Source organism: Paracoccus sp. 08 (assembly GCF_024105395.1).
In the GTDB taxonomy this organism is placed as follows: domain Bacteria; phylum Pseudomonadota; class Alphaproteobacteria; order Rhodobacterales; family Rhodobacteraceae; genus Paracoccus; species Paracoccus marcusii.
This window is the reverse complement of record NZ_WEKR01000021.1, coordinates 1-13,668: the sequence shown is the minus strand read 5'-3', so window position 1 is coordinate 13,668 and position 13,668 is coordinate 1. Positions and strand designations below refer to the sequence as shown.

The window sequence follows — 13,668 nt, the reverse complement described above, 5'->3', positions numbered from 1 at the left end:
ACATCAATACCGGTAATGGTCGGATTTGAAGGGGCCCTCGGGCGTCACGCCGATATAGGCGGCCTGTTCGGACGACAGCACGGACAGTTTCGCACCGATCTTGTCCAGGTGCAGCCGCGCGACCTTTTCGTCCAGCGCCTTGGGCAGGATGTAGACGCCGGGCTTGTAGTCGTCACCCTTGGTCCACAGTTCGATCTGCGCCAGCACCTGGTTGGTGAAGCTGGCCGACATCACGAAGGATGGGTGGCCCGTGGCATTGCCCAGGTTCAGCAGGCGCCCCTGCGACAGCAGGATGATGCGATTGCCCGAAGGCATCTCGATCATGTCCACCTGGTCCTTGATATTGGTCCATTTGTGGTTGCGCAGCGCCGCGACCTGGATCTCGTTGTCGAAATGGCCGATGTTGCCGACGATCGCCATGTCCTTCATGGCACGCATGTGCTCCAGCCGGATCACGTCGCGGTTGCCGGTGGTGGTGATGAAGATGTCGGCGCTGTCGGCCACATCCTCCAGGGTCACGACCTCGAACCCGTCCATCGCGGCCTGCAGCGCGCAGATCGGATCGACCTCGGTCACCTTCACGCGGGCGCCGGCGCCCTGAAGGCTGGCGGCCGAGCCCTTGCCCACGTCGCCATAGCCGCAGACGACGGCGACCTTGCCCGCCATCATCACGTCGGTGGCACGGCGGATGCCGTCGACCAGCGATTCCTTGCAGCCGTACTTGTTGTCGAATTTCGACTTGGTCACGCTGTCGTTCACGTTGATCGCGGGGAAGGGCAGCTGGCCGTTCTTCTGCAGATCGTACAGGCGGTGGACGCCGGTTGTCGTCTCTTCGGACACACCGACGATCTGGTCGCGCATCTTCGTGAACCAGCCGGGCGACTGCGCCAGACGCTTGGCGATCTGCGCCTTGATGACGGTTTCTTCGTCCGACTGCGGCACGGGGATCACGTCCTCGCCGGCCTCGGCGCGGGCACCCAGCAGGATGTACAGCGTCGCATCGCCGCCATCATCCAGGATCAGGTTCGGGCCCTCGGGGAACTGGAACGAGCGATCAAGGTAATCCCAATGCTCGGCCAGGCTCTGCCCCTTGATGGCGAAGACCGGGACACCCGCGGCGGCGATGGCGGCAGCGGCGTGATCCTGGGTCGAGTAGATGTTGCAGGACGCCCAACGGACATCCGCGCCCAGTTGGGTCAGCGTCTCGATCAGGACGGCGGTCTGGATGGTCATGTGCAGGCTGCCGACGATCCGGGCACCCGCCAGCGGCTTGGCCTCGCCGTATTCGGAACGCAGCGCCATCAGGCCGGGCATTTCCGTCTCAGCGATGTCCAGTTCCTTGCGGCCGTATTCGGCCAGCGCAATGTCCTTGATGATGTAATCGGTCACGGCTGCTCTCTTCGGTCATTCACAGGTTGCAACCGGGATACCGCAAGCACCATGGGTCCGAAAGGGGCTAATCCGTCACATGCCGGCCATATGGGGCTGGCTGCTGCGCGCCATGCGATGCACGAAATCATGCGTCAGATGCTTGGCGGTGGTCAGGGAATCGCGCTCCTCGGTCCAATCCTTCAGGCGGCCGTCCAGAACCAGCCGCGCAAGCCCCACCACATAGCAGCGCGCGGACAGGGCCAGCATCGCAATATCCTCGCGCGGGTGCAGGCGACCGGTATCGCGGGCCCGCGCCAGCATGCGCAGCGTCAGATCGGCGATGCTGTCGGTATAGCGCCGCAGGATGGGTTCGTGCCGCGCGTTGGTCAGATCGCAGTCCTGCAGCAGCCTAAACTGCGCGGGATAGCGGCAGGCCCAATCCAGATAGGTGTCGCCCAGGCTCAGGAACTGCGCGACGGGGTCGTCGGGATTGACGCGGACCACCGCGCGGGTGCAACTGTCGATCAGCACGACCAGCGCCTGTTCGACGCTGGCCACCAGCAGGGCGCGTTCGTCGGTGAACAAGGCACGGACCCGTTCGACGGGTTCGTCGACGGCTTCGGCGATATCGGCAATCGTGGGGGGCTGGCGGCGTTGGTCCAGGACAAGCGTCATCGCGGCACTGATGGCGCGGTCGTGCAGACCCCTGGGGTCACGGCGTTCCGACAGGTGTTTCATCACGATGCAATCCGATCCGTTGCGGGGTGGGCCAAACGAAAACAGATGACTTGAATGTGATTTAGGGCCAGAATGCCCCAGAAAAGCAGCCGTGGAATCTGTGTAGCAACCAAATTTGTGCATCTTAAACGGGTGCACAATTCGGATAAGACAATCATAGCACGAAGTGTCGCCTTGGCGACATATCTAAATGGACAGGTCCGCGTGCCGGGGGGGCACGCGGACCTGTGATTTCAGCAACCTTGCGGTGGATGCGTATCAGGCGCCGGACCGTGCGACGCGCTTGCGTTCGTGCGGATCCAGGTGCCGCTTGCGCAGGCGGATGTTCTTTGGCGTGACCTCGACCAGTTCGTCGTCGTTGATATAGGCGATCGCCTCTTCCAGCGACTGGCGGACCGGGGGCGTCAGGCGGACGGCCTCGTCGGTGCCGGAGGCACGGACGTTGGTCAGCTGCTTGCCCTTCAGCGGGTTCACCTCAAGGTCGTTGTCCCGGCTGTGTTCGCCGATGATCATGCCCTGATACAGCTCTTCCTGCGCGCCGATGAAGAACTTGCCGCGATCTTCCAGTTTCCACAGCGCATAGGACACGGACACGCCGTTCTCCATGCTGATCAGCACGCCCTGGCGACGGCCCTGGATGGCACCCTTGTGCGGCGCCCAACCGTGGAAGATGCGGTTCAGCACGCCGTTGCCGCGCGTATCGGTCATGAACTCGCCCTGATAGCCGATCAGGCCACGCGAGGGGACATGGGCCACAATGCGCGTCTTGCCGACGCCGGCAGGACGCATCTCGACCAGGTCGCCCTTGCGGTCGCCGGTCAGCTTCTCGATCACCACGCCGGTGTATTCATCATCGACGTCGATGATGACTTCCTCGATCGGCTCCAGGCGCTGGCCGTCCTCTTCCTTGTAGATCACGCGCGGGCGGCTGATCGACAGCTCGAACCCTTCGCGGCGCATGTTCTCGATCAGGACGCCCATCTGCAGTTCGCCGCGACCCGAGACAACGAAGGCCTCGCCGCCGGGGGTGTCCTCGACCTTGATGGCGACGTTGATCTCGGCTTCCTTCATCAGGCGCTCGCGGATCACGCGGCTCTGGACCTTCTTGCCGTCCTTGCCGGCCAGCGGGCTGTCGTTGATGCCGAATGTGACGCTGATGGTCGGGGGATCGATCGGCTGCGAGGGCAGGGCCTCCATCACGTCCGGATGGCACAGCGTGTCGGCCACGGTGGCCTTGGCCATGCCCGCGATCGTCACGATGTCACCGGCCTCGGCCACGTCGATCGGGGTCTGGGTCAGGCCGCGGAACGCCATGATCTTGCTGATGCGGAACTGCTCCAGCCGCTCGCCGTCGCGCGACAGCGCCTTCAGCGTGTCGCCGGCCCTGGCGGTGCCCGCCTCGACGCGACCGGTCAGCAGACGACCCAGGAAGGCGTCGGCGCCGAGCGTGGTCGCCAGCATCTGGAACGGCTCGTCCGCGCGGGTGATCTGCTTGGGCGGCTGCACGTGCTTCAGGATCAGGTCGAACAGCGCGTCCATGTTCTTGCGCTCGCCGTCCAGCGTCGCGTCGGCCCAACCGCCGATGCCCGAGGCATAGACATGCGGAAAGTCCAGCTGCTCGTCGCTGGCGCCCAGGTTGGCGAACAGGTCGAACACATCGTTCAGCGTCTCGTCGGGCTCGGCTGCGGGCTTGTCGACCTTGTTCAGCACGACGATCGGGCGCAGGCCTAGGGCCAGTGCCTTGGAGGTCACGAACTTGGTCTGGGGCATCGGGCCTTCCGCCGCGTCGACCAGCAGGCAGACGCCGTCCACCATCGACAGGATGCGTTCGACCTCGCCGCCGAAATCGGCGTGGCCGGGCGTGTCAACGATGTTGATGCGGGTGCCCTTCCATTCGACCGAGGTTGCCTTGGCCAGAATGGTGATGCCGCGTTCACGTTCGATGTCGTTGCTGTCCATCGCGCGTTCCGCGACGGCCTGGTTGTCGCGGAAGGACCCCGACTGACGCAGCAGCTGGTCCACCAGGGTGGTTTTGCCGTGGTCGACGTGAGCGATGATGGCGATGTTGCGGATATCCATGACGGCCTTAATCTGTAGGTTTCGCGGCTGCCCTAGCCGATAAGGGCCGCGAATGCCAGCCCGCAAATGCGCATGGCCCCCGACACGGGGGTCGGGGGCCACGCTTGTCACAGTTCCGTCGCGTCGGACGGAGACGGTCCCGTCAGGTGCGGCGACGCGACAGGCCTCCCCAGACGCGGCCGGCATCGCGGTCCGAACCGCCCTTGATGGCGCCCATCCAGGCGGCCAGACCGGCAACCAGCGACGACACGGCCAGGAACAGCGCGCTCCACACCGCACCGCGGCGGGCGGATTCGGCAGCGGCGATGGCGGCATCCTGTGCCTCCTGCAGCTGCTGTTCGGCCTGCGCCTGCAGTTCCTGGGCGCGCTGTTCGGCAGCGGCCACGGCTTCCTCAGCCTGGGTCCGCGCTTCTTCGATGCGGGCTTCGGCTTCGGCACGCAGGTCCTGGGCCTGGGTCACGGCTTCCTCGACGCGGGCGTCGATCTGGGCCGGGGTCAGGTCGGTACGGGCAGCAAGCGCGTCGCGCAGATAGTCAAGATCGTCATCGGCCACCTCGCCCGTGCGCAGCACGGTGCCCAAGATGCCGGTGACCTCATTGCGGATCGCCTCGTTCGAGAACTGATCCGGTGCCGCAGCCTCGCTGCGCAGCAGACGGTCGGTCACATAGTCCAGCGGATTGCCGCCCATGTCCTGACCACCAGCGGCCTCACCGGCGCCCGAAATCGCGCCGCCAGCCAACTGACCGACGCCGCTGACGGCACCGCCAGCGATCTGGCCAACGCCACCGACGACTCCACCGGCCAGCTGACCGGCGCCCTGAACGGCACCACCCACGGCGGAACCTGCAGCTTCGACCGCGGTCGACGCCGCATTGCCGGCCGCGCGAACGCCGCTGGACGCCGCACCTGCGGCCAGGATGCCCGTCAGGATCATTCCGATCGCCCAAACGGTCAGGCCATGAATGCCATCACGTGCATCCGTCTGGTCCTCACCGGAATGGGTGCGACGGCGCATCCGTCCCGACACGTATCCACCCAGACCATAGACGGCCACCATGGACGCGAAGGCGAACAGGCCGACCAGGATCAGGGCGAACGTGCCCAAACCTTCGCCCGGCTCTGCCGAGACGGAACCAAGGCCAATGGCAGCCGTGAAGCCCGTGAAGACGACCGAGGCGCCTGCGGCGATGGCCGCACCGGCAAGGATGGATGCCCAGTCGACATGGGGGCGCGAGCCGGTGCCGGCTGCTTCGAGGTTTTCGTTCATGCTGTTAGCCCTCAACGCAGGCCGAGGAACGACAGGACGAACAGGACGACGACAACCAAGCCGACAATGTAGATGATCGAGTTCATGGCATTTTCCCTTTGCTTTCGGCGTCTGCCGCGCCCGGGGGCGCGACACGGCGACGCATCTGTCAGCAAACGGACCACGCTGCGCGCAAGTTCCCTGTTGCACAGGAAAATCCGACCGGATGTTGCGCGGGTTCAACCGGCGGCGTGCAGCCAGCCCAATCCGGACTGGGTGGTTCGGACGGGGGCGTATTCGGCCGACACCCAGCCGCGATACCCCCAGTCGTCCAGTTCCGCGAACAGGGCGGGATAATCCAGAGTGCCGACGTCGGGCTCGTTCCGGCCGGGATGGCCCGCGATCTGGATGTGGCGCACCAGCGGGGCGACCTTGCGCCAGCAGGCCTGCATGTCGCCCGTGATGACCTGCGCATGATAGGTGTCCAGCTGCAGCCCCAGGTTCGGCGCGGCGATGCGGTCGATGATGTCGATGGCCATGCCGTAATCTGTCAGGAAATAGCCCGGCATGTCGGTGTCGTTCACGGGTTCGATCGTCAGGCTGGCATGGGGGGCGCGATCCGCGGCCCAGGACAGGTTCGCGACAAGGGTCTCCAGCGCCTGAGCACCCTCGGCGCGACCGGCCATGATGTGGATGTGACGCGCGCGCAGCGCCTGCGCCACGCGCAGGCTGCGTTCGAAATCGCGACGAAAGCGATCCTCCAGCCCCGGAACCGCAGCAAACCCGCGCGGTCCGCCGGCCCAGTTCGGCGGCGGCGCGTTGATCAGCACGATCGGCAGCCCCGTCTTGACCGACGCGCGATAGAGGTCCTGCGCCGCGATGTCATAGGGGAACAGGATCTCGACCCCGGTGAACCCGGCCTCGGCCGCGGCGGCAAAGCGGTCGATCATCTGCAGTTCGGTGAACAGCGTCGTCAGATTGGCTGCGAACTGCGGCATTCAAGGCTCCAGCGCGAAGGACTGTCCGCCGGACCGCACCGCCGCGCGCCCGTCGGGCCCGGGATCGGCCGCGGCTGCCAGGCGGTAGAAGGTCTTGCGGTCGATCAGCGCCTCCAGCCCGCCGCGCACATGGACATAGGGCCGCGGAACCTCGGCCGTGCCGCGGACGATGATCGCGTGATCCGGGCCCGCCGTCACCCGTTCGCCCATGTTGGTGGTAAAAGTGATTGCGTCCTGGGCGATGTCGGCATCGGTGACCAGGAACGGCGCATCCTCGACCCGGATGCCGATCTTCTCGACCGGAGAGACCAGGTAAAATCGGTCGCCCTCACGCTTCAGGATGCTGGCGAACAGGCGCACCATCGCGGGGCGTCCGATGGGGGTACCTTCGTGCAGCCAGGTGCCGTCCGCGCAGATAGTCAGCTCCATCTCTCCGCAATAGGGCGGGTTCCACAGATGCACGGGCGCCGGCCCGTCCTTGGCTGCGATCGCCGCGGCCTGGGCCAGCCCGTCGGGGTTCACGCTTTTGTCACCGTTTTCCGCCATTCGATCTGGTCGCCTGTGTCTGGACTGCCTATGCTTTCCTTAAACCAGCGCGGGGGCAATGTCATGACGTCGGACGAATTTCTGGTGCAAGAGGTCCAGGCCCTGGCCGCCCGCCTGTCGGACGCCCGCGCCAGCGTCGAACGCCGTTTCGTGGGCCAGCACGAGGTGGTCGAACAGGTCCTTGCGTCGATCCTGTCCGGGGGACACGCGCTGCTGATCGGGCAGCCGGGCCTGGGCAAGACCATGCTGGTCGACACGCTGTCGACGGTCCTGGGCCTGGACAGTGCCCGCATCCAGTTCACGCCCGACCTGATGCCCGCCGACATCCTGGGGTCCGAGGTCCTGGACGCGCGGCCAGACGGAAGCCGGGCGTTCCGCTTCATCGAGGGGCCGGTCTTTACCCAGCTGCTGATGGCCGACGAAATCAACCGCGCCAGCCCCCGCACCCAGTCCGCCCTGCTGCAGGCCATGCAGGAGCGCGAGGTCACCATCAGCGGCCAGCACCGCCCCCTGGGCCGTCCGTTCCACGTCCTGGCCACCCAGAACCCGATCGAGCAGGAGGGCACCTATCCGCTGCCCGAGGCGCAGCTGGACCGGTTCCTGCTGCAGATCGACGTCGATTACCCGGACCGCGACACCGAACGTCAGATCCTGATCGCGACCACGGGCCTTGAGGATGACACGCCGCATGCCGCTTTCACCCCCGACCAGCTGATCGCGGCACAGCGCCTGATCCGCCAGATGCCCGTGGGAGAGACCGTGGTCGAGGCGATCCTGGACCTTGTCCGCGCGGCACGCCCCGGCGTACCCGAGGCCGCGTCCTTCGTCACCGATGCGCTGACCTGGGGACCGGGTCCGCGCGCCGCGCAGGCGCTGATGCTGGTCAGCCGCGCGCGTGCCGTGCTGAACGGCCGCTATGCGCCGACGCTGGACGACGTGGCCGCGATGGCGGCGCCCGTGCTGCGGCACCGCATGGCGCTGTCCTTCGCTGCCCGGGCACGCGGAGAGACGGTCGACGCGGTGATCGGCCGCCTGCTGGACGACCGCATCGGCACCCGTCGCGCCGCATGAGCGTGACGCCCACCGATCTGCGCGCGCGGGCCGAAGGGGTCGCCGGGCATCTGCCCGGCCTGATCCTGTCGGCCGAACGGCTGGCCGCGATGGTGGCCCCGGGCGCCCATGGCCTGCGCCGCGCCGGTCCCGGAGAGGATTTCTGGCAGTACCGCCCCGCGGGCGCGGGCGACGGGGCGCGCAGCATCGACTGGCGGCGGTCCGGCCGGTCAGACAGCCAGTTCGTGCGCGACCGCGAGGCGCAGACGGCGCAATCCGCTGCCCTGTGGCTGTCGCGCGCGCCCGGAATGGATTTCACCGGCGGGCCCGACCGCCCGACCAAGGCCGAACGCGGTCAGATCCTGACACTGGCGCTTGGCATGCTGATGCTGCGCGGGGGGGAAAAGGTCGGGCTGCTGGGCCAATCCGCACGGGCCGGCCGCATCCAGGCCGACCGCCTTGCCGAACAGCTTGCCACGGATACCGCCGCCGAGGATGCCGCCCCGGCCCACGCCCTCCGACCGAACCTGCGGGTGGTGATCCTGTCGGATTTCCTGACCGATCCGGGCTGGGTTGCGGACCTGCTGGGGCAGGCGGCGGGCCTGGGCCTGTCGGGTCTGCTGTTCCAGATCCTGGACCCGGACGAGGCGCATTTCCCCTATGACGGCGCGGTCGAGTTCCGCTCTGGCAGCCTGCGGCATGACAGCCGCGATGCCGGCGGGCTGCGCGCGGCCTATCTGGCCCGGCTGGCCGAACGACAGGCCTGGCTGGAGGGGCAGGCGCGGCGGGCAGGCTGGCAGTTCGGCACGCATCTGACGGACGCCGACCCCGCACAGGCGCTGAACTGGCTGTGGCAGGCACTGGGGCAGGGGGCACGCTGATGCTGCTGCTGGGGCCCCTGGGTTTCGCCGCGCCATGGCTGCTGGGCGCGCTGATCGCGCTGCCGGTCCTGTGGGTGATCCTGCGCGCCATGCCGCCCGCGCCGCGGCGGGTGATCTTTCCGGGCGTCGCCCTGTTGGCGGGGCTTGTCGATCGCGCGCCCATCGCCAGCCGCACGCCATGGTGGCTGCTGCTGATCCGCTTGGCGGCGGTGGCGGCGGCGATCCTGGCCTTTGCGGGGCCCGTCTGGCGCCCCGTGGTGCAGCCCGCGGCCGACGGGCCGTTGCTGATCGTGATGGATGCGGGCTTTGCCGCCGCGCCCGATTGGGCGGCCCGCCAGACGCGCGTCGAAACCGCCCTGACGGATGCCGCCGCCGCGGGCCGGCCCGCGGCATTGCTGATGGCCGACGGACGGGGTCAGGGCGCACTTGCGTTCCAGCCCGCCGATGCCCTGCTGTCCGGCCTGCGCGCGGCGCAGCCGCAACCCTGGTCGACGCGCCTGCCCGACGATCCGGGCGCCGCGCTGGCCGATGCGCCGGAGGGGTCGCTGTCGACGCTGTGGATCGCGGACGGGACCGATCATCCGAACCGCGCGGCGTGGCTGGCGGCCCTGGCGGATCGCGGCACGGTGACAGTCGTGCCGCCCGCGCGTCCGCTGCGGACGCTGACGCTGGCTGCGGGGGATACGCCGTCGCTGACGCTGACCTCGGTCGATGATGCCGCCCCGGCGATCCAGGCCATCGGCCCCGATCCGCAGGGGATCGAACGCGCCCTGACCAGCCTGACGCCCGGCGACGCGACGGATGCCGACGGGTTGACCGTCCGCCCCGTGGCCATCGACCTGCCGCCCGAACTGCGCAACCGGATCACCCGCTTTCAGATCGAGGCCGAGACCCATGCCGGCGCGGTCGTTCTGACGGACGACCGCGTGCGCCGCCGCAAGGTGGCCCTGGTCGGCGATCCGCTGGCCGAAGGCCAGCAGCTGTTGGCCCAGACCCACTATCTGCGCCAAGCGCTGGCCCCCACGACCGACCTGGTCGAAGGCGCCTTGGGCGATGTCCTGGACACCGCGCCCGACGTGATCGTGCTGGCAGATCAGGTGCAGCTGGCCGAGACGCTGGACCTGGCGCAATGGGTGGCCGAAGGTGGGCTGCTGATCCGCTTTGCGGGGCCGCGCATGGCCGGTTACGACCGCCTGGCCGAAGAACCGCTGCTGCCCGTGGCGCTGCGCCAAGGCGGGCGCGACATCGGCGGTGCGCTGTCCTGGGGCGACCCGCGCGGGCTCGCGCCGTTCCCCGATGACGGTCCCTTTGCGGGCCTGCCCGTGCCGGATGATGTGTCCATCCGCGCGCAGCTGATGGCCCAGCCCGCGCCCGATCTGGCGGGGCGCACCATCGCGTCGCTGTCCGACAACACGCCGTTGATCACCCGCGACCGGCTTGGCCAGGGGCAGGTCGTGCTGGTCCATGTGACGGCCAATGCCGAATGGTCGAACCTGCCGCTGTCGGGCCTGTTCCCGCAGATGATGGAGCGCCTTGTCGCAACCGCCCGCCTGTCGCCGTCCGAGGCTGCGACCGAGGACCTGACCCAACCCTTCTGGACGCCCGAGGCCGTGCTGGACGGGTTCGGGCGTCCCGCCGACGCCCAGGGCCTGACCCCGGTGCCCGCCGCCGATCTGGCGCAGGGGACGGGCCCCGACCGCCCCGCGGGCATCTATGCGGCGGGCGAGCGGCGCCGGGCGCTGAACGCGGGCGGTCCCTTCGTGCGGGCGACCTGGCCCGGCGCCACCGTCGAGGCCGTCGCCGCCACGCCGGGACGCGACCTGAAGGGCGCGCTGCTGGCCACGGTGGCGCTGCTGCTGGCGCTGGATGCCATTGGGTCGGCTTGGCTGGGGCGCGGACGCAGGCGGGGGGCCATGGCGGCGGTCGCGCTTGTTTTGGCGATGCTGCCGGGACCGCGGGCGCAGGCGCAGGACCTGGATCCCGATCTGATGCGGGCCGCGGCCGACGTGGCGCTGGCCTATGTCGTGACGGGTGACGCGCGGATCGATCAGGCATCGGAGCAGGGTCTGACCGGGCTGTCGCAGGCGCTGCGCAGCCGCACCTCGGTCGAGCCGGGACAGCCGATCGGGATCGATTTGGACCAGGACGACCTGTCGCTGCTGACGTTCCTGTACTGGCCCATCACCGATGCACAGCCCGCGCCCGGACCACAGGCCTATCTGCGGCTGAACGCTTTTCTGCGGTCGGGGGGAATGATCCTGTTCGACACACGCGACGGCGACATCGCGGGTGTCGGCGGCCCCGACATGTCGCAGGCGCTGCGCCGCTTGGCCGCGCCGCTGGACATCCCGCCCTTGGCGCCCATTCCAGACGATCACGTGCTGACGCGGACATTCTATTTGCTGGACGACTTTCCAGGCCGCTGGCAGGGCAATCCGGTTTGGGCCGAGGCCCCGACCGTCACGTCCCAGGCCGAGGCCGGCGTGCCGTTCCGCCAGCTGAATGACGGGGTCAGCCCGGTCATCATCGGCGGCAATTCCTGGGCCGAGGCCTGGGCGGTCAACGCCGACGGCTATGCCGCCTATCCCATCGGACAGGGCTGGGAGGGTGACCGCCAGCGAGAGATGGCGGCCCGGTTCGGCGTGAACCTGGTGATGTACGTGCTGACCGGAAACTACAAATCCGACCAGGTGCATGTGCCCGCCCTGTTGGACCGCCTGCGGACCGAGGAGATCCTGGCACCATGACATCCCTGACCCAGCTGCGGTTCGACCCGGCCCTGCCGTGGTGGGCCATCGGCATGCTGGCCGCGCTGGCGGTGCTGGTCGCGGCATTCGCGCTGTGGCGCGGGCTGCGGGGGTGGGCATGGCGCGGCTTGGCGGGGCTGGCGGCTGCGCTGGCTCTGGCCGGTCCGGCGTTGGAGCTGGGCACGCGCGCGGCCCTGTCCGACATCGTGATCCTGCTGGATGACCGCTCTGCCAGCCAGGCCCTGCCGGGGCGCACCGCGCAGGTCGATCAGGCGGTGGACGACCTGACCGCGGGCATCGCCGCATTGCCCGGCACCGACCTGCGCCGCGTGACCGTGGGCGACAGTGATGACGGCACGGCGCTGGCGACCGCCCTGTCGCGGGCCATCGCCGCCGAACCCGAGGCTCGGCTGGCCGGGGTGATCGCCGTCACCGATGGCCGCCTGCACGACCCGCAGATGCTGCCCCAGGGGATGGCGGCGCCGCTGCACGTGCTGCTGACCGGTCAGCCGCAGGACTGGGACCGCCGCCTGGTGATCGAGGAGGCCCCGGCCTTTGGCCTGATCGGGCAGGAGGTCACCATCCGCCTGCGCGTCGAGGATCAGGGCCTGGTCCCCGAGGCCAGCCGCACCGGCAGCGTCACCCTGCGCCTGTCCGTGGACGGCGAGGACGAGCAGACCGTCGCCGTGCCCCTAAACACTAGCCTGTCCCTGCCGGTGACGCCCGGCCATGCCGGCCAGAACGTCGTGCAGATCGCGCTGGACGACGCGCCCGGAGAGCTGACCGACCGCAACAATGCCGCCGCCGTCAGCATCAACGGCGTGCGCGACCGCCTGCGTGTGCTGCTGGTATCCGGAGAGCCCCATGCGGGTGAGCGGACCTGGCGCAACCTGCTGAAATCGGACGCCGCGGTCGACCTGATCCATTTCACCATCCTGCGACCGCCCGACAAGTTCGACGGCGTCCCGGTGGACGAGCTGTCGCTGATCGCGTTTCCGACACGAGAGCTGTTCCTGGAACGGATCGATGATTTCGACCTGATCATCTTTGACCGCTACAGCGTGCGGGGCATTCTGCCGCCCGAATACTACATGAACATCGCCCGATACGTCGAGGAAGGCGGCGCGATCCTGGTGTCGGCCGGCCCCGAAATGGCGTCGGTCGAAAGCCTGAACCTGTCGCCTCTGGGGCCGATCCTGCCTGCGCGGCCCACCGGTCGCGTCATCGACCAGCCGTTCACGCCGCGCCTGACCGATGAGGGGCGGCGCCATCCGGTGACCGCGGGCCTGGGCGGCCCCGATCCCGACGCGCCCGATTGGGGCCGCTGGCTGCGCCTGTCCGAGGTCACGCCCACAAGCGACGCCCAGGTCGCCATGACCGGGGCCGAGGACAAGCCGCTGCTGATCCTGGACCGGGTCGGAGAGGGGCGCGTCGCTTTGTTGACCTCGGACCAGGTCTGGCTGTGGGGGCGCGGGTTCGAGGGCGGCGGCCCGCAGCTGGAGCTGCTGCGCCGCATCGCCCACTGGTCGATGAAGGAGCCCGAGCTGGAGGAGGAAGCCCTGCTGGCGGATGTCCGCGACGGTCTGGCCGTGCGGTTCACCCGCCGCACCATGCAGGACGGCGCCGGCCCGCTGCAGGTCACCGCCCCCGACGGCAGCATCAGCCAGGTCCCGTTGGCCGCCGACGGGCCGGGACGGTTCGTCGCGGACTGGACCGCGCCCGAACCCGGCCTGTACCGCCTTGCGGATGGCGACATGCGCCGCGTGCTGGCGCTTGGCCCCGCGGCGCCCCGCGAATTCGAGGAGACGGTGGCCGACGCGCCCCTGCTGACACCCTTGGTCGAGGCCAGTGGCGGGTCGGTTCAGCGTCTGTCCGACGGCGTGCCGGACCTGCGCCAGACGCGTGCGGGCCGGGCGGCCAGCGGCGATGGCTTGGGCGGCCCCTGGATCGGCGTCACCCCGCACAATGCCGCGACCGTCACCGGCCTGGACCGCAAGCCGCTGCTGCCCGGA

At 68.8% G+C, this 13,668-nt stretch carries 10 protein-coding genes; 4 read left to right on the top strand and 6 right to left on the bottom strand.

Annotated features, from left to right (window positions below):
* Nucleotides 1-3 precede the first annotated feature (3 nt).
* From ahcY to GBO37_RS09130, 6 genes are all read right to left on the bottom strand, one after another.
* On the bottom strand, nt 4-1,389 hold the full coding sequence (ahcY, locus tag GBO37_RS09155; protein WP_045980728.1) for an adenosylhomocysteinase: 1,386 nt from the start codon (nt 1,387-1,389) through the stop codon (nt 4-6).
* Nucleotides 1,390-1,464: 75 nt separating this feature from the next.
* The gene (locus GBO37_RS09150) at nt 1,465-2,109 is read right to left on the bottom strand and encodes a TetR-like C-terminal domain-containing protein (RefSeq protein ID WP_252928553.1); all 645 of its coding nucleotides are present in this window, start codon (nt 2,107-2,109) and stop codon (nt 1,465-1,467) included.
* Nucleotides 2,110-2,367: 258 nt separating this feature from the next.
* Entirely contained in the window at nt 2,368-4,188 is a 1,821-nt protein-coding gene (gene typA, locus GBO37_RS09145; RefSeq protein WP_045980726.1) for a translational GTPase TypA, read from the bottom strand.
* 142 nt (nt 4,189-4,330) lie between these two features.
* Entirely contained in the window at nt 4,331-5,455 is a 1,125-nt protein-coding gene (locus GBO37_RS09140) for a hypothetical protein (protein WP_252928550.1), read from the bottom strand.
* Nucleotides 5,456-5,673: 218 nt separating this feature from the next.
* Entirely contained in the window at nt 5,674-6,432 is a 759-nt protein-coding gene (locus GBO37_RS09135; RefSeq protein ID WP_252928548.1) for a hydroxypyruvate isomerase family protein, read from the bottom strand.
* Nucleotides 6,433-6,978, bottom strand: coding sequence for a DUF1285 domain-containing protein (locus GBO37_RS09130; RefSeq protein WP_252928546.1), 546 nt, complete (start codon nt 6,976-6,978; stop codon nt 6,433-6,435).
* Nucleotides 6,979-7,041: 63 nt separating this feature from the next.
* On the opposite strand from GBO37_RS09130, the gene GBO37_RS09125 reads away from it, so the two are divergent.
* From GBO37_RS09125 to GBO37_RS09110, 4 genes are all read left to right on the top strand, one after another.
* The gene (locus GBO37_RS09125; RefSeq protein WP_252928545.1) at nt 7,042-8,049 is read left to right on the top strand and encodes a MoxR family ATPase; all 1,008 of its coding nucleotides are present in this window, start codon (nt 7,042-7,044) and stop codon (nt 8,047-8,049) included.
* Nucleotides 8,046-8,909, top strand: coding sequence for a DUF58 domain-containing protein (locus GBO37_RS09120; RefSeq protein ID WP_252928541.1), 864 nt, complete (start codon nt 8,046-8,048; stop codon nt 8,907-8,909). Before GBO37_RS09125 ends, GBO37_RS09120 begins: the two co-directional genes overlap by 4 nt.
* Nucleotides 8,909-11,656 (top strand): DUF4159 domain-containing protein, encoded by a 2,748-nt coding sequence (locus tag GBO37_RS09115; protein WP_252928539.1) that lies wholly within the window; start codon nt 8,909-8,911, stop codon nt 11,654-11,656. The genes GBO37_RS09120 and GBO37_RS09115 overlap by 1 nt, the downstream gene beginning before the upstream one ends.
* Nucleotides 11,653-13,668 (top strand): hypothetical protein (locus GBO37_RS09110; protein ID WP_252928536.1); only part of this gene is annotated, 2,016 nt, incomplete at its 3' end. The genes GBO37_RS09115 and GBO37_RS09110, both read left to right, overlap by 4 nt.